General features: G+C 65.8%; 18 protein-coding genes. 7 read left to right on the top strand and 11 right to left on the bottom strand.

All coding sequences use genetic code 11. From position 1 onward, the window contains the following. Nucleotides 1-20: 20 nt before the first annotated feature. On the bottom strand, nt 21-590 hold the full coding sequence (locus tag AB0B72_RS34305) for a hypothetical protein (protein ID WP_367743554.1): 570 nt from the start codon (nt 588-590) through the stop codon (nt 21-23). Between the two features lie 460 nt (nt 591-1,050). On the opposite strand from AB0B72_RS34305, the gene AB0B72_RS34300 reads away from it, so the two are divergent. The 6 genes from AB0B72_RS34300 (at nt 1,051) to AB0B72_RS34275 (ending at nt 8,017) form a co-directional block, all read left to right on the top strand. Further along, nucleotides 1,051-2,502 carry a DUF4041 domain-containing protein gene (locus AB0B72_RS34300; RefSeq protein ID WP_367743553.1) on the top strand — a complete coding sequence of 484 codons (1,452 nt, stop codon included), beginning with the start codon at nt 1,051-1,053 and terminating at the stop codon, nt 2,500-2,502. Between the two features lie 243 nt (nt 2,503-2,745). Further along, nucleotides 2,746-3,099, top strand: coding sequence for a hypothetical protein (locus AB0B72_RS34295; RefSeq protein ID WP_367743552.1), 354 nt, complete (start codon nt 2,746-2,748; stop codon nt 3,097-3,099). Then, nucleotides 3,096-4,532: a relaxase/mobilization nuclease domain-containing protein gene (locus AB0B72_RS34290; protein WP_367743551.1), complete on the top strand. Its 1,437-nt coding sequence runs from the start codon at nt 3,096-3,098 to the stop codon at nt 4,530-4,532. Before AB0B72_RS34295 ends, AB0B72_RS34290 begins: the two co-directional genes overlap by 4 nt. 937 nt (nt 4,533-5,469) lie before the next feature. After that, on the top strand, nt 5,470-6,123 hold the full coding sequence (locus AB0B72_RS34285; protein ID WP_367743549.1) for a hypothetical protein: 654 nt from the start codon (nt 5,470-5,472) through the stop codon (nt 6,121-6,123). Between the two features lie 148 nt (nt 6,124-6,271). Continuing rightward, a complete protein-coding gene (locus AB0B72_RS34280; RefSeq protein WP_367743548.1) occupies nt 6,272-7,246 on the top strand; it encodes a DNA-processing protein DprA in 975 nt (324 codons plus the stop codon). A gap of 3 nt (nt 7,247-7,249) precedes the next feature. Further along, complete coding sequence (locus AB0B72_RS34275; protein WP_367743547.1) at nt 7,250-8,017, top strand: ComF family protein; 768 nt, start codon at nt 7,250-7,252, stop codon at nt 8,015-8,017. 191 nt (nt 8,018-8,208) lie between these two features. Here AB0B72_RS34275 and AB0B72_RS34270 read toward each other — a convergent pair whose 3' ends face one another. The 5 genes from AB0B72_RS34270 to AB0B72_RS34250 all read right to left on the bottom strand — a co-directional run bounded on the left by AB0B72_RS34270 (nt 8,209) and on the right by AB0B72_RS34250 (nt 11,239). Beyond that, entirely contained in the window at nt 8,209-8,421 is a 213-nt protein-coding gene (locus AB0B72_RS34270) for a superinfection immunity protein (RefSeq protein WP_367743546.1), read from the bottom strand. Nucleotides 8,422-8,447: 26 nt separating this feature from the next. Further along, a complete protein-coding gene (locus tag AB0B72_RS34265; RefSeq protein ID WP_367743545.1) occupies nt 8,448-8,930 on the bottom strand; it encodes a hypothetical protein in 483 nt (160 codons plus the stop codon). Nucleotides 8,931-9,051: 121 nt separating this feature from the next. Next, nucleotides 9,052-10,107, bottom strand: a complete 1,056-nt coding sequence (locus AB0B72_RS34260; RefSeq protein WP_367743544.1) for a toprim domain-containing protein — start codon at nt 10,105-10,107, stop codon at nt 9,052-9,054. An 11-nt stretch (nt 10,108-10,118) separates the two neighbouring features. Next, nucleotides 10,119-10,964, bottom strand: coding sequence for a DUF2637 domain-containing protein (locus AB0B72_RS34255; RefSeq protein ID WP_367743543.1), 846 nt, complete (start codon nt 10,962-10,964; stop codon nt 10,119-10,121). Then, nucleotides 10,961-11,239, bottom strand: a complete 279-nt coding sequence (locus AB0B72_RS34250; protein WP_367743541.1) for a hypothetical protein — start codon at nt 11,237-11,239, stop codon at nt 10,961-10,963. Before AB0B72_RS34250 ends, AB0B72_RS34255 begins: the two co-directional genes overlap by 4 nt. 139 nt (nt 11,240-11,378) lie before the next feature. On the opposite strand from AB0B72_RS34250, the gene AB0B72_RS34245 reads away from it, so the two are divergent. Continuing rightward, entirely contained in the window at nt 11,379-11,828 is a 450-nt protein-coding gene (locus AB0B72_RS34245; RefSeq protein ID WP_367743540.1) for a hypothetical protein, read from the top strand. A 298-nt stretch (nt 11,829-12,126) separates the two neighbouring features. Here the strand turns inward: AB0B72_RS34245 and AB0B72_RS34240 are convergent, their stop codons facing one another. From AB0B72_RS34240 to AB0B72_RS34220, 5 genes are all read right to left on the bottom strand, one after another. Beyond that, nucleotides 12,127-15,288, bottom strand: a complete 3,162-nt coding sequence (locus tag AB0B72_RS34240) for an ATP-binding protein (protein WP_367743582.1) — start codon at nt 15,286-15,288, stop codon at nt 12,127-12,129. Nucleotides 15,289-15,290: 2 nt separating this feature from the next. Beyond that, nucleotides 15,291-15,917, bottom strand: coding sequence for a hypothetical protein (locus tag AB0B72_RS34235; RefSeq protein WP_367743538.1), 627 nt, complete (start codon nt 15,915-15,917; stop codon nt 15,291-15,293). Continuing rightward, on the bottom strand, nt 15,917-16,948 hold the full coding sequence (locus AB0B72_RS34230; protein ID WP_367743536.1) for an endonuclease domain-containing protein: 1,032 nt from the start codon (nt 16,946-16,948) through the stop codon (nt 15,917-15,919). The genes AB0B72_RS34235 and AB0B72_RS34230 overlap by 1 nt, the downstream gene beginning before the upstream one ends. Nucleotides 16,949-17,455: 507 nt before the next feature. Next, complete coding sequence (locus AB0B72_RS34225; protein WP_367743535.1) at nt 17,456-17,800, bottom strand: hypothetical protein; 345 nt, start codon at nt 17,798-17,800, stop codon at nt 17,456-17,458. Nucleotides 17,801-17,955: 155 nt separating this feature from the next. Next, on the bottom strand, nt 17,956-18,903 hold the full coding sequence (locus AB0B72_RS34220; RefSeq protein ID WP_367743533.1) for an NAD-dependent epimerase/dehydratase family protein: 948 nt from the start codon (nt 18,901-18,903) through the stop codon (nt 17,956-17,958). Nucleotides 18,904-18,928 lie beyond the last annotated feature (25 nt).

Genomic DNA, 18,928 nt, shown 5'->3' with positions numbered 1-18,928 from the left:
AAGGGTGTGAGTTTCACAGACTATCTGTGACCATCCGGGTGGGCGAGGACCTTGGAAAGGACGGTCATGTTGTAGGCGCGCAGCTTCTGCTCGGGCGTCTTGGGTGTGTAGTTGGTGTAGTCGAGGGCGAGTAGGACGGGGCCGCGTTGTAGGAGGAGCAGGGTGCTGACCGAGGCGCGTTCGCCGTTGCGGTTCATGGTCTGCTCGATGCGGTGTCCATGCCAGCCGAAGGAGTCGCGGGCGTACTTCTCCGGCGTGGAAGTGCCGCTGATGCGAGTACGCGGATCCATCGGGGAGTTTGTGCTCCCGGAGTAGCGGCACCGGGGGAGATTCCTTCGTACCTGCTTCATGACGTGCGCGGCGTCAGCGTCTGTTGGCAAGATCCAGCCTTGCTGGGTGAGGTGTCCTTTGTAGGGGAGGCCGATCTCCTGCTTGGCGGTGGCGTAGCGCTTGTCGATGGCCACGGTGGGAGTGTTCATCGGGTCGAGCGGTACGCAGACGTCGAGGTTGGTGATCGTGCCCGCGGGAACGGTGCGGGTCTCTCCGCCGGACAGGCTGGCTGTCGCGGGGGTGAGGAACAGCGCGGTCACGTCCTGTCGGGTCCATCGCTTCGCTGCGAGGCTCGTTCGGTGAGCGGCGAGGGAAGAGCCCGATGCGGACACCTGCATTCGGCCGTCGTCCCCAGCGGGCCCACCACAGGCGGCCAGTGTCATGCTCGACAGCCCCACAAGGACAGGCATCCACCCGCGCATTTCAGCTCCCGCTCACCATCGACAGCGCTCGACAGATTCTGCGATGCGCAGGCCGCCCTTGTGGCCGAGCTGCTCGTCGTATGGGGTTCTCGAGGACATTTCTTTGATCGCGCCGGGAGTAGCGGTCACCCGTTGGTCTTCGGCGCGGGCGGATTGCGGTTGCACTCCGGAGCGATGTCTCACGTTTGCGTCACGATGCCCAGGGCGCCGCGAGTATCGGTAAACCGTCGGGGTGAGGCGGCTGTCCCTTCTTCTGCGGCCGGCGTGATTGCCGGGTCAGAAGTTGAGGAGGGCGTCGATGACGGTGCATCGGTTCAACTCGCCGCCGGGGTGGCCCACTCCGCCCCCTGGTTGGCGGCCGCCCGCAGGGTGGCAGCCGGACCCGTCCTGGCCTCCGGCTCCGGCGGGCTGGCAGTTCTGGGTGGTCGACTCTCCTCCAGCTGCTGCTCCTGCTCCTGCCCCGGTGGCCGTACAGGGCCGCCATGCCGCACCACCGGCTGAAGGTCCGGTGCCGGAGCGGGCGGGGGGTGGTCTGTTCGGCGGCAAGAAGCGGCTGGAGGCGGAGAACGCTCAGCTTCGTGAGTGGGCCGAGCGTCTGGGCGCCATGGATGCGATGCAGGTCGCGGCGGCGACTGAGGCGATGCGCGGGGAGCAGAGCCGGTTGCAGGCGGCGATCGATGAGGCGGGGCGGCGCCTGCGGGAGATCGAAGCCCAGGTGGTGCAGACCGAAGATGTCGCCTTGCTACAGGAGGTCGGCGTCTATGAGTATTCCCATCCGCTGAGCGACGCGGTTGCCTACAAGGGGCGCTTGGCCGAGGTCAAGGACCAGATCAAGAGCATGGCCCGCGCCGATCGGGCGGTGCTCGGTGCCACGAACTGGACGGTCAACGGGTCGGCCGCCGAGGGGCGTCGCATGGTCCGTGACTTCTCCAGGCTGATGCTCCGGGCCTACAACGCCGAGGCGGACAACTGCGTGCGGACGATGCGGCCCTACAAGCTGCAGTCGGCGGTCGACCGGCTGCAGAAGGCCGGTGATGCCATCGTCAAGCTCGGCAAGACGATGCACATCCACGTCAGCGACGACTACCACCGGCTGCGGGTGTATGAGCTGCAGCTGACCGCGGACTACCTGGCCAAGGTGGAAGAGGAAAAGGAGCTCATCCGCGCACAGCGGGAGCGGCAGCGTGAGGAGGAGGCCGCCCGCCGGGAATTCGAACGCGAGAAGGCCCGCCTGCGCAAGGAGGAGGCCCACTACCGGGCGGCCTTCACCAAGCTGCTGCAGAAGGGCGACCAGGCCGGGGCGGAGGAGCTGAAGGCGAAGCTTGAGGAGATCGGAGCCGCGGTCGCCGACGTCGAGGCGCGGGAGGCCAACATCCGCGCCGGCTATGTGTATGTGATCTCCAACATCGGGGCGTTCGGCGAGGACATCGTGAAGATCGGCATGACCCGGCGGCTGGAGCCGGAGGACCGGGTGCGGGAGCTGGGCGATGCGTCGGTGCCCTTCAGGTTCGATACCCACGCGCTGATCTTCAGCGAGGACGCCGTCTCACTGGAGGGGCGGCTCCATGATGAGCTGAGTGAGCGGCGCGTCAACCGGGTCAATCTCCGCCGCGAGTTCTTCCGCGCGACCCCGGCCGAGGTCCGGGGCCTGCTGGAGAAGATCGCCGGACAGCACCTGCTGGAGTACCGCGACATCCCGGAAGCGCTGGAGTGGCGTCAATCGGCGAACGGCGCCGCACCGGCAGCCTGAGCGCCCGCAGAGCGGGAGCAAGATATTCGTAATGTCCCATTACCTCTGCATCCGGCGGGATGCAGAGGGGGACATTCTAGATCAGAACCACCCACTCCCGCAGGGGCGCGAGAGTGGGTTCTGATCAATTGGGACCGGGCGCGGTCGTCGGGGGGCGGTCACGAGATGTCCGATGGGGGAGAGGACGCAGGATCCATAGCGGGGTCCAGGAAGGTGCGGCAGCGGCGGCGGGAGCGGCAGGCTATGCCGAGGCTGCATGTGGTGAAGTTCGTGCTGACCGAGGAGGAGTACGCCGACTTCCGGACGGCGGCCCAGCGGCTCGGCCTGGCACACGGGGCGTACGCGGCGGAGGCGGCTCTGGCGGCGGCGCGAGCCGCGAACCCGCCGATGCCGGATCCGATGCGGGAGGCGCTGATCGAGCTGATGCACGCCTCCGGTCAGGTGCGCCGCATCGGGGTCAATCTGAACCAGGCCGTCGCGGCGCTGAACGCGACCGGGGTCGACCCCGGCAACCTCCTTCCGTATGCCGCGGCCTGCCTGCGCGCGGTCCAGCGGCTGGACGGAATCGCTGAAGCTGTCCGGAAGACGATCCGATGATCGGAAAGGTCATGCGCGGCCGGCGCGTCGGGGGGTTGCTGTATTATCTGTACGGCCCCGGCCGGGCCAATGAGCACGTGAACCCGCACATCGTGGCTGGATGGTGGCATCCGGCCGAGCTGGAGCCAGCGCTCCGGCCGGATGGCGGCCGGGATTTCCGGAATCTGATCGGACTGCTCAACCAGCCGCTGGCCGCGCTGGGGGAGGGCGGCTACGCCGAGCCGGTGTGGCACTGCGTCGCCCGGGCCGCGCGTGAGGACCGGATTCTGGACGACGACGAATGGGCCCACATCGCACACGAGATCATGGGCCGCACCGGTCTGGCGGCGGACGGCGATGACGACGGGGTGCGCTGGGTCGCCGTACGACATGCCGATGACCACATCCACATCGTCGCCACGCTCGCTCGCCAGGACGGGACCAAGCCGAAGACCTGGAACGACTTCTACCGGGTACGGGAAGCCTGCCAGGCGGTGGAGCGGCGGTATGGGCTGCGGCTCACGGCCCCAGGGGACCGGACGGCGGCCCGCCGGCCGACCCGCAGCGAGACCGAGCAGACACGCAGGAAGCGCTTGCCGGAAGTCCCGCGGAACGCGCTTCGGCGGTACGTCGTAACGGCGGCGGCCGGTGCATCGTCGGAAGAGGAGTTCTTCCGCCGCCTGGAGGATTCCGGGGTGCTGGTCCGCAGGCGGTTCAGCCAGCGCGACCCAGGCGAGGTCACAGGTTATGCGGTGGCGCTGCCAGACCATCTCAACCGTGCCGGAGAGCCGGTCTGGTTCGGAGGCGGGAAACTGGCCGTCGACCTCACTCTTCCGAAAATCCGGACCCGGTGGAGCAGCGGAAACGGCGACCACCCGCGGACGAGGTCGGCGGAACGCCGGGAGCTCTGGGAGCAGGTCTCCGCAGCTTCCGCACAGGCCGCGGCACGCATCCGATGGGCCGCCTCCAACGACCCAGGTGCCGCAGCCGACCTGGCCGGCGCCACCTCCGACCTGCTGCACGTAGCGGCGCACGTGCTCAAGGACCGACGCCTCAGCCATGCGGCCGAGGCGTTCGATCGCGCAGCGCGGGAGCCGTACGCCCGGATTCTGCCTCCCACACGCGCGGGGCTGAGCCTGCGCAGGACGGTGCGGATGCTGGCGGCCGGAGGGTCGATGCCACCCGGGGGCGCGCTTGTCGCCGACATCGTCGCGTTGGTGAGCGCGGTGGCCGAGCTGCGCGCCGCGCAAGGGCGCCGGGCCCAGGCGGTGGCGGCGCGCGCTGCGGCGCGATATTTGGACGGGGCGGTCAGCGCTCCGGCATCGTCCCCTGCGCGGATGGCTGCGGCGGACTTCCCGGAGCCGATCCGGCCGCCGTCCGGAACGCTTCCACATTCTTCCGGCCATTCCGCCGGCCCTCCAGGGCCTTCAGCGTCGCGGCGTTCGCATCGGTAGCTGGAAGATCATTCTTTGATCTGTGCGACTCGCTTGGATCTTCGCAGGATCGATGTCACTGATTGCGTAGGGTAATTGATCATCTTCGCTTCGCAATCGTCCCGGGGGTGCCGTCGTGTCGGCCGCGTATCTGTCTCCACCGCATCGGCGCCGTTGGAGTGCAGGGCGTTGGGGGCCCATGGGGCTGTTCGCGACCGCCGTCTTGCTAGCGACGGGGTCGCCTGCGGCGTACGCCGATCCCCCGGGGTGCCCGCACCTGGGAAAGACGGCCGGCAAGTACATCGACGAGGCGAAGCTATGCGCGGCCATGCAGCAGCAGGTACGCAACTGGCTGCTCACCGGCAACCGGCCTGATGTGGGCCGAGCGGTCAGAGACTCGGTGAAAGGCGACGCTGCTCATGCGGTCCCTGAGCAGACCCAGCAGATCCGCCTCCCGCAGGCGGCAGGGCAACCACTGATCAAGGCAAGTGAGTCGGCCCAGCCATCACCTGCCGCGAAGCCAGCGACCGGTAGGCGGGACGCCCAGGGCAAGAGTCAGCGCAAGCCCCCTCAGTACCGCCCTGCACGCACTGCGCACGACCCCAGGACGGACGGGCCGAACAGGAGGCGGCCCGTCTCGGTGCCGATACGAGAGGTCGCCGCCAGCAAGGACAGTCATGTGAGGCACCGGGCAGCGGCTGCCGTACCCCGAGGGCGTCCGGCCCCGGGTGCGACGAAGCCGCCGGCGATGAAGGCATCCGTACGGCAACAGAGGCCAACCCGGACCGTCGCGTACCGGCCGGAGGGTTCCTCCTGGTCGCTGTCGCCCATGACAATTCCTGCCGCTCTTGCCGTCGCGCTGTTGCTCGCTGTCGCTTCTCGCAGGCGACGTCGCTTGGTGGCCGATGTGGCGGTGTGGTGGCGCCGCGCCCGTCTCACTCGGGAAGGTGATCGGTTGATGCGCGTCAGCATGCCGACGGCCGCGCTGCCGGTCGCCCTACACGACGACAACGCCACGGTGGAGCAACCGGCCGTCGCCGAGGTGTCCAACCAGGAGCAGGGGGCATCCAACCTGGGCTATGTGCTCGCGCTGGCCGCACTCCATGGGATGGGGGTGACCGGTCCGGGCGCCGATGATGTGGCGCGCGCCGTGGTCCTGGAACTGCTGGCCGGAGAGGACCTCACGGCGCGGGTGCTCATACCGCGCGAAGACGCGGTCCGCCTGTTCGGTGAGGAGGCGGCGAGCGCCGACATTCCGGGGCTGGTGGTTCTCGACTTCTTGCAGGAGGTGGTGACCGAGCTGGAGGTGGAGATCGTCAGGCGGACGGGGCAGCGGACCGACGCGGGCGTGCCCGCGGATCTGTCGTGGTTGTTCGTCGTCGCCTCGCCGGGGGCGGCGGGGGAGCGGCTGAACCGCATCATCGAGGGCGGCATGGAAGACCTCATCCTGGGGGTGTTCCTCGACGCCTGGCCGTACGGCATCACCTGCACCGTCGATGGCAGCGGAGTCATCGTCGGCTTGGAGGGGCGCTCGGCGCCACCGTGGACCGGACGCCGACTGTTGACCTGTGGTCGGCCAGATGCTGCCCAGCGCCTTCGGTTTGATCATTGATCGTTGGGAGGTGACCACTGCGGGCTTGAGTTCGGCGCACGTGGCTTAGAAGTTTGATCTTGCCGCTCAGAACCTCAAGATCCTTTCGGGGGTGACGCTATCGGTTCGGTTGAAATCGAGCGATGGATCAGAGTCTGTCGTCAGGCTCATGTCACGGCCGGTCTGGACGGTCGCCGTTCAACTGGCGTACGTTCAAACCGAAATCACGTTCGATAAGGTGGTGGAGATGTCCGAGGTCGAAGAACAGGCCGCGGTCCTCGTGTTAACCAAGGCCACCGTCGGGCCATGGCATCACACAGCCCGTGTGATCCAGGCTGCCGGCAGTGCCTTGCGGCTCCTGAGCGGGGACTACACCGGCCTGGACCAGGAGGACCGGGCATACGCGACGGAGGTCGTCTCCCGGTGCCGAGCCGGATCCCTCGTGCGGGCCGAGGAGTTAATAGAAGGTACTCGAGCTGACGGGGTACATCTAATTACCGTCTTGGATGAGGAGTATCCAGGCAACCTGGACTTCGCCCACAACTTCCAGCCCTTCCTTTGGATCCGCGGCAGGTTGATCGAGGAGGATGACCGATCTATAGCGGTCGTCGGCGAGCACGATCCTGGTGGGCCGGAGATCGGGCAGGTTCAGCAGGACGTCAAAGCTCTGTCGGAGGCGGGCTTCACGGTCGTAGCAGGCCTGGACTCAGCCATCCATGCTGCCGCCCTCGCAACGGGTGGCCGCACGATCGCCACCTTGGCTCATGGCATCGCTGTGCCGATCACCTCTGAGAACGCGACTCTGGCCAAGGAGATAGCTCACAGCGGCGCGCTGGTCTCGCCGTTTTGGCCCTCAGCCCCGATCACACATACGACCGTCTCGCTGTCCCGCGTCGTGACCAGCGGCTTGGCCGCTGCTGTCTACCTGGTGAACGGTGAGGACGGCAGCGGCTCTGCCCAGCAGGCGCAGGGCGCCCTCGCTCAGGGAAAGCATCTGTTTGTGCCTCACCAACTCCACGAGCAACACCGTTGGGTACAGCGCATGGCCTACCGGGGAGGAGTCACTGTCGTACGGGATATTGACGACCTGTTGTCTCAGGTGGTGATTCTGTTAGATGTGACCCGACACCTGAAGATGTTCTGACCGATGGGTGATTCCGCCCACGAAGTGACCGAGCGGTATATCAATCTCTATCGGAACGTTCCGGCGGCGCGTCCCGGTGTCTGCCGGATCTGCCACTCGGGGCCCAACGACTCCTCCTATGTCGTCTGCGATGGCTGCCGGGACACGATGAAGAACGTTCGCCGTCCGACCAGCCACGTCGTCCCCGTCTCCTTATGCGTCAAAAAGGATGACCAGCTGTACGACATCGTGTCCCGTTCTGGCACCCAGTCCCTGCGTCGACGCGGCCCAGACAGGACGGCGCTCCTGGCGGCTACGATCTCCCGGTTTTACGCCGCCCACGCCCTGTGCTTGAAACGCGTGGCAGGTGGAGACTTCACGATGGTGACGACGGTCCCAAGCACGCGATCTGGTGAGCCGCTCCCCGCCTTTCATCCCATGCCTAAAGCTATCCAGATGATCGCCGCGCTCAAAGACCTCTATAGGCCTGTCCTCTGGCCCGACGTAGGCGCCGCAGTGGTCGCCCCCCGGGAGTCGAACGAATACGCCTTCAAGGCGATGGGGCGCATCGATGGCGAAGTCGTCCTGCTCGTGGATGACATCTTCGTCACCGGCGCCCACGTCCAGAGCGCAGCCTCCGCCCTCCATCGCGCCGGCGCAGCTTCCGTGACCGCGCTTGTTGTTGCCCGGCTCATCAACCCCGAATACAACCGCGCCAATAGCGCCATTTGGACTCAGGCCAGCGCAGAACCGTTCAGCTTCGACCGCTGCTGCCTTTGCAGCACCCCCTAGCAGGGGCGAACAATGGCGGACCACCGCTGACAGCACGGTCACACCAGCACTCGCCGTCGCGACACCGGCCGACCGAAGATCTCTGCATCGGCGAGGATCTCATTCAGCCGCACCTGACAGCACTACACACCCTGCTGACCAGATCCGATCGCCGGGTACGGGGCGACCCCTGAAACTGAAACTCGGCAGCGCTATGGCTTACTTCGCTTGGGCAGCACGAAGGCCAAGAAGAGTGCTGCTGGCCAGCCAATGCAGGTAAGGCCACCGAAGAAGTTGAACGCGATGAGCAGGAGAAAATTGTCGACACCCCGTACGAGCCCGATCAGGGTCGGCAGGAGGTACACCACTACGAGCAGCAGGATCAGACCGATCCAGAACAGATAGCTGTGCGCAAGAGCATCCACCCCCACAGCTTTTCGTAGTCGATTGATCACAGGCCGGGATTCCGTGCAGGTGCCTGGGTTCGCTTCGGGCCGGGTACGGCCGCTGCCTTCGCGTCGCCGCGCGCCTCGACGACCTTGTCGATCGGGTGAGGGTAATCCTTCTGGGCGAGTTGCACGGCCTCCGGAAGCTGCCGCCGAGCGGCTGCGGGATGCCCCGTCCGGGGACGGGGCTCCCGCGCGAACAGCGGCGTGGCGTCTCGCATGGCCGCCTCAGGAGCATGGCCTTCGGAGCGAAGCCGGTCGTAGCGGTTCATGGCGTAAGGGTGGAGCTCTCGCAGCCGTTCCTCGCACTTGAGCCGTGCGCGCTCTGCCGTGGGGTCGCTGACCGTGTACGGCACCGCAGCTCCCCATGCACGGCTCACCTGCAGGAGGTCGGCGTTTCGCAGCCATGCCGGGTCGTTGGCGGGCAGCCATTGCAGCCGCCCCAGGCGGAGCGCGGCCCGTTGCCGGGCACGGAGTGCGTCAGCCACTTGGCGTTCCCGCTCCGCTTGTACTCGTACGCGCTGGGCCTTGGTGTGGAACCAGATCTGGGCTGCTGCCGCAGCAGTAGGGGTGAGCTGCACCGCCCTCTGCATTCCGTGGGCGACTGCCTCACGGAGTGGGTCCGCGTGGTGGTCGTTCACTACGTCTCCTTCCACTGGGTGTTGGTGTGGTGCCGCCGATCGTGGGCGGTAGAGGAAAGTCGCCGATGGCCAATCGAGAGGTGAGGGAGTCGGTGGTGGTTTCGGTGACGGTCGCGTGGTCGAAGTTGAGCCGGGCGGCTACGCGGGCCACCTGGCGGGCGACGTCACGCGGCGCCATGGTGGCGATCGCCTTGCCGGCTGATCGCAGCGCGTTGAGGCGGCCTTCGGCGTACTGAAGCGACCGCAGCCAGGGTTCGATCGTGGCGTCGGTCACGAGGTCGGCGAGCGGGCGCGTCTGTGAGTGCAGGAGCTGGGTCAGGGCGGCCGGTCCGGCGTCGCGGAGGACGGATGCCGGGTCCTGGTCGGCGGGGAAGACGACCGCGTCGGCCGTGCAGACATGCTTGAACAGCGTGTAGGCGCGGATCGCGGCCTCGTTGCCGGCGCGGTCGCCGTCGAAGGCGATCAGGACCTTTCTGAGGTTGGTGGCCGCGCGTAGCGTCGCGACATGGTCTGGTGTCAGCGCTGTGCCGCACGGCGCGATCCCGGCCAGGCTGCCTGTGCTGGCGGTGGTGACCGCGATCGAGTCGAGGGGGCCTTCGGTGATGACGGGAGTGGAGTTCAGGGTGAGGGCGTGCACGCCGAACAGCGCCGTGCCCTTGGTGTAGAGGGGCGTACGTGGGCTGTTCAGGTACTTGGGATCGCCGTCGTGGCTGCGCCCGATGAACGCGATCGTGGTCCCGTCCGGCTCCTTGATGGGGAGCATCGCCCGGTCGCGGAAGAAGTCGACGAGCATGCCGCGTGCGGTCCTGCGGGCCAGGCCGGAGGCCTCGATCGCGGTGTCGCCGAAGCCGAGGGCACGTAGGTGCCTGGTGAGGGCACGCCAGTCGTTGGGTGCGTACCCGGCCTGCCATGTCCGCTGAGTGGATGCGTCGAATCCGCGATCTTCCAGATAGGCGGGGACCCAGCTGTCGTCGTAACGAGCCCGGAAGAAGCGCTCGGCCTGCTGGTGGATCGCGATGAGCATCGGCGGTCTCCCTACACGGGCTCGCGGCGCAGGCCGATGGTGGTGGACAGCCAGCGCAGCCGCTCGTTGGCGATGCGGTGGCCTTGGGCGCGGAGCTGGGCGGCGAGGTCCATCTGGCTGAGCCGTACGCCGCGCTGCTCGGCCTGGGAGACGATGGCTTGGGCGGCCTGGAGGAGCTGGTCGTCGGCGTCTTGCTGGGTGAGCGCGGGGGCGGGGAAGGCCGCGCCGGCGAGTTGGAGTCGTACGGCGACGCGTTCGGATAGGGGGGCCTTCCAGCGCCACAGCCACCGGCCGTGCGCCTGATGCAGCTCGGAGATCGTCTGGAGGTGCAGGTATTCGAGCTGGAGGCCGCGGGGGTAACTGGTGACGTTCCACAGCACCATGCGCCGCCAGAGCATGAAGCTTGAGATCGGGGCGAGGATCCAGCGCGACAGTGGAACTCGTTCACGCCGTGATCCGGTGGTCAGGCCGACCCAGCGGCGGATGAGGTGGCGGATGCCTTCGATGACGGTGACGAAGAGGATGGGCATCGAGGCGTGCATGAGGCCGGCGATGGGGTTGCCGTGTGCGGCGGCCACGTTGAGTACGACGGTGGCGGTGATGAACGCCCAGGCGATCCATCGCAGGATTGGCCAGGACAGGTCGGCGAACTCCATGAGGAGGTCCCACGCCAGCAGGGCGAGGACCCCGACGTCGATGCCGAGGGGCACGATCCAGGCGTGTGGGCCGAACCAGGGCTGGGCGAGATGGCGAAGGGTGGCGAAGGAGCCGATGCCCCCGAGTACGGCCAGGGCCGCCACGAGTGGTGCGACGAGGCAGGTGGCCAGGGTGATGGCGAGGGTTAGGTTGCGGGTCACCGGGCGGCACCTCCGGCGAGACGGGAGGCCGCTTGGGCGATGCCTTCGTCGTCGGCGGGGGAGAGGATGAGGCCGTTGCGGGTGACGTAGGCGTAGACGCCTTCGGCGCCGGCGCAGTACACGGTCTCGCGGCCGACGGTGAGGGCCCACTGGCCGTTGTGGCGGCGAATCAGCCGGGCCAGGCAGTGGCGACGGCTGACTTCCAGGCCGAGGCGGACGAGTCGTTCGTGGCGAGCTTTGGTTTCGTCGGGTGCTCGCGTCGGTGTGGCTGGCATCGGTAACCTTCGGGCGTGGACAGACGGTGGTCATCAACTAAAGTTGATGACGAGAGCAGGATAGGCACTCTGCGTAACCGTCTGTCAACTAAAAGCGATGAAGAGCGGTCTGTGTCTCTCAAAGTTGATGTGAGGGGCAGTGGCTGACGATCCGGGCACGGCGAACAGCACCAGGTCTCTCGCGGCCAAGATCGAGTGGTTGATCCAGAACCGCTGGCCGGCGGGCAGCAGGCCACCGAAGAACAATGTGGAGGCGGCGGCGGCGATCTCGGAGGCGACGGGGGAGGAGCTGTCGTCCACCACGATCTGGAAGCTACGGACGGGGCGATCAGACAACCCGCAGCTTAAGACACTGAAGGCGCTGGCGAGCTTCTTCGGCATCCCGATCGGTTACTTCGGCGACGACGATGAGGCGGAAGCGACCGCCGCCCAGGTAGCTGCTTCGTCCCTGGTTGGCGAGGCAGGTCTCAACCGCGAGGCGCTGCGAGCCTTGGTAGAGATGTCCGACGGCGGCCGCCAGCTCGTGGCCGACTTCATCATCAGCGCCGCCCGCCTCGAACGCGGCCGGGATCAAGCAGAAGAAGCGTGACCTCTTCCCGGGCCGTCGCAGGACCCTGTATGAGGACTTCTTCTCGGCGACGCCCCGGGCGTTGGGTATTGGACGATATTGAATCCCTCGGCTCCGATGGCTCAGGGTGCGACCATCGTCACGGCTCCAGCCGACGCTCACGCCTGGACCCCCGAAACGCCAGCAACAAGATCACACCACCTGGATCGCCTGACCGGCAGCCCCCAAGATCACGAGCAGTGAATCCATCACGAAATCGGCATCAGACCCGTTTGCGAGCGGCGATGACACTCCGGACGAGTACGGCTGACCTGAAAGATCATCGGCTCGCTCGGGCGATGACCTCCTCGGTCGTCAGCGGCGCCCTGGGGTGATAGGTCAGACACAGAGGTGTACGCACCTTCGTAAACCTCGCGCCTTCGGGTGCGACGTAGAACTGGCCGCTGCGAAGCGAACCGATGTCATCGGCCCTGCCGCCTTTGACGCGGGCCATCGCCTTCGCGGCCTCAATCTGTACATCCGCATTGAGCAGGCCGTAGAACTGTGTCGCGGCGTTGCCTGGGATCCGGTTGTGCAGGCCCTTAGGTGCCTGGGTCGCGAACACCAGCCCGAGCCCGTATTTCCGGGCCTGGGAAGCCAACGCGAGTGTGCTCTGCGTGCACGCGGTCATAGCGCCTGAGGGGGCGAAGGTCTGCGCTTCGTCCATGACGAAGAGTCCACCGAGGGGCAGGTCACCGGCGGGGTTCTTCTTGATCCAGGCGAACAGCGCCATCTGCAACTGGTTCACGAAGGACTGCCGCTCGGAGTCACTCTGTAGCCCCACGAAGCTGATGACCGAAACCCGGGCCTGCTTTCCTGCGGCCGGAGTGAGAAGGCGCCCTGGATCGACTGGCTCACCTTCTCCTCCGAACAGTGGATCGGTCACGACAGCAGCCCGGAGCACCTGGGCAAGCCCATCCGCGATCTTCGCCGCTCCGCTGATCTGACTGATGTCTTCGGGGAAGTCCGCGAGCAGGCTGATCAGCCCGTCGAGACCGCCGTTCTTGTACTTGCCGAAGTGGACAACCGCCTCCATGAGCACCGCCCGAGCGACTTGGGATTTGCTGCTGCCGCCTTCCGCCTTCGCCCGTGGGGTGAGCGCCGCCATGGCGGCGTGAACGGCTTCGTCGAACTCGTCGGCGTCGTCCCGGACGCTGGAGAAGTCGGGCAACGGCTGGAAGGCCAACGGACGACCCTTCCCTCTGCGTGGTGTCCAGATCACGACATCGGTGTGCGCGATGTAGCGAGCCGCCCGGCTCCCGTCACCCGGGCCCCAGGCGGAAGGCTCCTCCGGCCATGCGTCGCCGAGACGGGCGAGGTCGTTGTTCGGATCGAGCACGATCGAGGACACGCCCTGCAGCGCGCACTCTTCGATGATTCGTCTGATCAGAACGGTTTTCCCCGAGCCGGATCCTGCGAAGATCGCGACGTGCTTACGAAGCGCTTCCAACTCTACGGAGACTGGATGCCCACCGTCTTCTGAGCGCCCTACGATCAGCGTTGGCACCCCGACCGGCCGGCTTTCCGGAGAGTCGTCCGAGGTACCGGTCTCGTGAGTCGGCAGAGGCTTCGCCTGCGCGAGCGGCCCCTCAGGGGCTTTTGGGGCACGAGGTTCCTGCGCAGCAGTTGGGTCCGGCCAATCGTCTAAAGCGTCCTTTAACAGCTTGAGGTCGGCGGTGGGTTTCCTGCTGGCGATCCACTGGTCGAGGTGAGGGACGCTCTCCGCGAAGAGATCCCGCAGGGCGCACAGCACCTTGAGGTCCTCATGGCCGGCCGCGATCACGCGGCCGCCCCTGGCGTGGAAGCCGGCAACTGCTTTCTGGGTGACCGGTCCGGAGTTCCACGGAATGTTCCGGATGATGATCAACCGACGCTTGGGACTCTCCTCCGCGAGACCGGCTTTGAGGGCCGCCTTCCGAAGCCGAGTCAACGCCGCGAGATGGTGCGTGGCGGCGATGCCGCGGAACGCCCAGTGGATCTCATCTTCAGTCGCCTCGTTCAGGACTTGCTTGAGACCGGCGTGAAGAGAGGTCTTCCGGCCCATCGGCGGGTCGACCCGGTAGTGCGCGAACGTCCCGTGTTGCTCCACGATCCAGGCCCGGAGGCCCGCCGAAATCAGGCCAGGAAGAACCGTGTCCTCCAGTTCGGTATCCAGCGCTCCACTGATGTCGGCCGAATCGGCCAGCATCGCGAACTTGATATCGATCGCCTGAAGCGCTTCCTCCTTGGGATCATGCTTTCTAAAACCATCGTCCACGTCCGAGGACGCGTCGAGGCTGTCCAGCTCAGTGATTTCGCCTCGCTGGAGCAAACACTTCTGGATATGCTTATAGAGACAGTCCAATACCTCACGCGGAGTGTAAAAGGGGGCCTGCGCGAAGGCCTCCAACTTGATCGGCCACGTTGGATATGGCCGGTCAAAGCCAATGTCCTTGAAGTGCTCCGCGAGCCGCACGGTGACGAGTTCCGCCCCCAACTCAGGAGTCGGGATGCGCCGAAGGAACGTGGCCTTCCGAAAGCGGTCCTTGAAACTTTTGACAGCCAGCTCCTCAAGAATCGTCCACGTCTCCGGCAAGCAGGAGAGAACCGTCAGGGTTCGGCTGGACACCTCGCGGAGATTGGTCAGCCCATGAGCGAACTGAAGAACCGCCGAGGTCGCCGGACTGTTGGAGCTGTTCTCGGCGAAGAGGCTGCTCTGCGCGATGAACGCGTCGAGTTGGTCGAAGGCCATGACGCTCGGGCCAGTCAACGCCAGCAGTCGGGAGATGTCACGGACGATCTCCTGTGGAGATTTGCGGACCTGTCGGAACCCCCACCCCAGCCGGTAGCTCTCACCATCCTCGATTGAGTAGATGTAGGACTCGCCGATGTCCGCCAGGGCACCGTCATTGGCCGCCAGGAGCACCAGAGCCCGAGCGACGTCTTGCGCATCTCTGCCAACCCGGCGATCGATTCTGCACAGGCCCTCGATGAACTGATCGAGATCTTCGCGGGTGACCATCTGGTTACCGATAATCGTCTGCTGAGTCTTCCGCGGGAGCTGCATTAGGCCCGTCAGATTGCGAAGAAACCGCTTGAGCTGGGTCTCCTCGTCTGTGCCCACCCGAGCCAGCCCGTCCTGGATGGACACGACGGCGCTTTCCCAGAAGTTGCGGGCGTCGAGAATGCCCATGAGGAAGAAGTAGCCATCGCGCTGGATGGCCTGCTCACGCAGCCAGCTCATCAGGTGCGTCTTTCCGCTTCCGGCGCCACCCTCAAGGACCACCCCGATGGGGCTGGTCGCGGGAGAGTCGGCGGCGGCATCCAGTCCCGAGCGAAGAGCGTAGGAAGCCGCCGGGTGCATCTCGGGCACGTGGAACGGAACGGGCTGCCAGACATCCTCACTGGCATTGACGGTCGAGACGATCTTGAGGCTATCCAGCGCGTACCATTCGGTAACCATCGTCACGCTCCGACGCGGAACTGATGGTTGGGCGTGCTGCCAATGATGATCGCGGCAGCGTGGTCCTCGGGCCTCAGGTCACCCAGAATCGCAACGGGCTCGATGTCCGCACGCCCCGCCAGCATCATGGTGCGCAGAACGTCGTCCTGGAAATCCCGATCGATGTCGGCCAAGAGGGGGCGTAGCTTGGTCATCGCGGCCCACCGGCCAGCTCCGGGAGTGATCTTCGCATAGGCATCGCGAATCCGGATTTCCACTTCCTCCGGCGACATCGTCTTCACCGGTGTCTGAACGGGTTCCTCGACGGCTGAGATCGCTGCTTTGGGCGCTAAGAGGGACCGTAGATACAGAAGAGCCAGCGCCTTGCCCGAGCGGGAAGACACTGCGACTCCCTTGCGTACCTCCTCGATCACGCGCTCTTCACCAGCCGGTGTGATCGTGTACCACAGAGCTCGCTTGGCTTTGATTTCCGACTCGATCAACTTCGCGTCGACGAGGGCCGCGCGGTTCTTGACATCGAGCTCCAAACCCCATTCATCCTTCAGATTCTTGTGAGGCAACGCGGTTCCGAGCTCCCTTAGCACGAGCAGAGCTGCGACCTGCCGGTACGTGAGTCTTTCTTCGGACATCAGTCTGCTCCTTCGCTCATTCCGAGGCGTCGCGCCCGGAGAAATCCATCGATGCGGCGCAAAATCGCCTGTAGGTCGCCCATTACCTGCTGGTTGGTGAATCGCAACACCGTGAACCCGTCACGTTCCAGGTGCCGGTCACGAATTTGGTCACGCTCCATTTGGGCGTACGTCGCGTGTTCCGGCCCGTCGAGTTCTACGACGCACTTCTCCCGGACCCACATCAGGTCAGTGCGAATCATGACGAATAAAGGATCTTGGGACTGATACGTCTGATTCCAGGTCCGGCCATGAGCCCAGTCACATTCCGCCAGGGCGGCCTCCAGCGCCTGCTCCACCGCGCTTCCCGCGTGCGGCCTTCCGGCGATCGGCGGCACTCCCACCGTCGCGGGGAGTGGCGGTGCCGGCATCTCTTCGGCCAGTCTCTTTACCGCTGCGGGCACCTTCAGATGGAGAGTTTCGACGCGGCGCAGTTCGGGGCCGACGAGCCAGATCCCCATGCCGCTCCGGTGCGCCAGCCATTCGCACCCGGCAACCAGGAGCGTCTCTCCATGAGAGGTCAGCTTCTCCGGCACATAGATGACCAGCGCCGCCGATTCGCGGCCGAACGTGGAGGCGATGACCTGAGCCAGACCAGCGGCCCGTGACTCCGCAGGGAACGATCGTCCCTTTGGACCGCGCCGCCCAGGAACCAATGGGCCGCGGTGCTGGATGGCCCGGGCGGCAAGGTCGGCCAGGAACGGTCCGAAATGACGGGTGCTTGAAGCAAGGCGCATCGCAAGGATCCTCGCCGCCGCCATTCCGCCACCGCCGGGGCTGGAGAGCCGATCGCCTCCGGGTAACCAGGCTGGGAAAAGTCCAATGGCCAGTATTTCCAGATCGTAGAGAATGGAGTCCACCACCTCTAAGACCGAATCACCTTCAGCCGCAGTGTAGGTGATGATGGCGGGGCCGGTCTCGGGTAAGGGATCCAATAACAATTCCATCACATTGGCGTCAATGATGGAATCGACTCCGGCAAGGCGGAGCACCCTCCCGACTGGGAGGTCGCCCCACGACAATGGCACACCGGCTCCCCTCTGACACTCCTCTGAAAACGTGACTTGCGAAGGGTATAGGGCGCGCGAGCGGACGAGTAGGAACTCCAATAATGTCGCCTGTTTCGGAGGTTACAAAACCATACAAACGGTCATCCTGTGAAGATGTATTCTGTGTTGCCTGAAAGCAACTTTGACTCCGGCTGGTTGCGAAATCTGATCTGGCGGTCCGGATAGTGACCGCCGCACCGATGATCTACAATGTAAAGGCCTCTGGTCTGCGGGATTACCCGTGATCAACCAGATAGACGGGGTGGGCGGGCGGCACGGCATCCTCACATATCGCCACTGAGCGAGTTTGCTGTTGAGCGTGGATCGCTAGCCTGCTAGATAGTCCGCAGGACCGCGGGGAGCCCGAGCGCGACGATGCCCCAACCGAGCCCGACCGCGAAGCGGGTGGAGACTTTTGGTGAGTGCGGAGGTGCGCAGAGGTCTCGAACGCTATTGCTCTTGGGGGATGAGGGCTCGCCGGTCCAGGGACTGGACCCACTTGACCGCGACCGCTGCTACCTGGATCAGTTCGTTCCGCAGGCGTTCGTGATTGTCTTCGGCGAACGCCTCCAGGACCTCTTCGTGCAGGATGTGTCGCCAGGTCAGCCGGCCGTCGGCGGCGGCGTCGGCTACCGCGCGTTTGGCCTGGTCGGCCTCGGCGGAGCGCTCGGGCCCGGTTCCGTCAATGTGCTCTTGCAGCCCCCACATAGTGTCCTGTGCGGCCCGTTCGGCGGCCACATCGGCCAGCACGCGGGTAAGCGATCCAGGGAGGCCGTAGTCGCCGAGCTGGGTCATCGTGTCGAAGTCCTTTCATCGATCGCCATGTGCACGACGAGTCGGCAGATCGTTTTGCGGCTCTTCGTGTCGTCTGACGCTACCGACCATGGGCGGCAGGGGTGGAGCCCTCAGCGTCGACGACCGCCATGCCGTCGTGCGATGCGGGGCGGCCGTCAGACCATGGCATTCTGGTGCGCCGCCGTGAGTGATTCCAGCTGCCTGGCCATTCCGGTGGCCAGATCCACCGATGGAGTCCAACCGAGCAGACTCCGCGCCGTCGTCGGGTCGGCGCATGTAGCGGGGACATCACCACTGTGGGTGGCGCACAGCTCTTTGATCACTGGTCGTCCGGTGAGGCGGCGCGCGTGGTCGACGACGTCGAGCAAGGAGAAGGTGGTGCCGGCGCCGACATTGATCACGCCGCTGCTGATGGGGGCTGTCGCGGCGGTGATCGTCGCGGCGACGGCGTCGAGGACGTAGGTGAAGTCGCGTCGCTGGCTGCCATCTCCATAGAGATGAACAGTCCGGCCTTCGACGGCGGCGGTCAGGATGCGATGGATGGCCATGTCCTCGCGCTGGCGTGGTCCGAAGACGGTGAAGTATCGCAAGGCCACGACGGTGGTGGAGCAGTCCGGCCGGGCGGCGTGCGCCAGGCACAGCTGTTCCTCGGCGAGTTTGGTCACCGCGTACGGTGAGGCGGGCCGGACCGGATCGCTTTCCCTGCTCGGCGTGCCGTCAGTGGGCCCGTAGACGCTGGACGAAGAGGCGACGACCAGTCGGGGTACCCCCAGCCGAGTGGCGGCCTGCATGATTCGTTGAGTGGCGAGGATGTTGCAGGCGACGTAGTCGCCGAACTGCGGGCCCCACGAGGGACGGACGCCAGGGACACCGGCCAGGTGGAACACGGCGTCGGCGTCCAGTAGGAGCGGTTCGACGGCGCAGTTGCGCAGGTCGGCTGTGATCGGGACGAAGCTGGGATGCCGATGAAGGGCGGTCAGGTTGACGGCCGCGGAGCGGTCGGTTTCCGCATTGCGGCGGTCGACGCCGATCACGGTGACGCCGCGTTCCAGCAGTGCCTGAGCAAGGTGGGATCCGATGAATCCGGCGACGCCGGTGACCACCGCCCGGCGGAGCGGCGGGGAGTGG

This window comes from Microbispora sp. NPDC049125, assembly GCF_040802045.1.
GTDB lineage: Bacteria > Actinomycetota > Actinomycetes > Streptosporangiales > Streptosporangiaceae > Microbispora.
This window is presented reverse-complemented; position numbering and strand designations above follow the sequence as displayed.

Excerpts from the sequence above, each read along its gene's own strand:
- AB0B72_RS34300 (WP_367743553.1), top strand. The coding sequence starts at position 1,051 with ATGACGGTGCATCGGTTCAACTCGCCGCCGGGGTGGCCCACTCCGCCC.
- AB0B72_RS34235 (WP_367743538.1), bottom strand. The coding sequence starts at position 15,917 with ATGTCCGAAGAAAGACTCACGTACCGGCAGGTCGCAGCTCTGCTCGTG.
- AB0B72_RS34295 (WP_367743552.1), top strand. The coding sequence starts at position 2,746 with ATGCCGAGGCTGCATGTGGTGAAGTTCGTGCTGACCGAGGAGGAGTAC.
- AB0B72_RS34285 (WP_367743549.1), top strand. The coding sequence starts at position 5,470 with ATGCGCGTCAGCATGCCGACGGCCGCGCTGCCGGTCGCCCTACACGAC.
- AB0B72_RS34275 (WP_367743547.1), top strand. The coding sequence starts at position 7,250 with ATGGGTGATTCCGCCCACGAAGTGACCGAGCGGTATATCAATCTCTAT.
- AB0B72_RS34250 (WP_367743541.1), bottom strand. The coding sequence starts at position 11,239 with ATGCCAGCCACACCGACGCGAGCACCCGACGAAACCAAAGCTCGCCAC.
- AB0B72_RS34225 (WP_367743535.1), bottom strand. The coding sequence starts at position 17,800 with ATGACCCAGCTCGGCGACTACGGCCTCCCTGGATCGCTTACCCGCGTG.
- AB0B72_RS34280 (WP_367743548.1), top strand. The coding sequence starts at position 6,272 with ATGTCACGGCCGGTCTGGACGGTCGCCGTTCAACTGGCGTACGTTCAA.
- AB0B72_RS34260 (WP_367743544.1), bottom strand. The coding sequence starts at position 10,107 with ATGCTCATCGCGATCCACCAGCAGGCCGAGCGCTTCTTCCGGGCTCGT.
- AB0B72_RS34240 (WP_367743582.1), bottom strand. The coding sequence starts at position 15,288 with ATGGTTACCGAATGGTACGCGCTGGATAGCCTCAAGATCGTCTCGACC.
- AB0B72_RS34290 (WP_367743551.1), top strand. The coding sequence starts at position 3,096 with ATGATCGGAAAGGTCATGCGCGGCCGGCGCGTCGGGGGGTTGCTGTAT.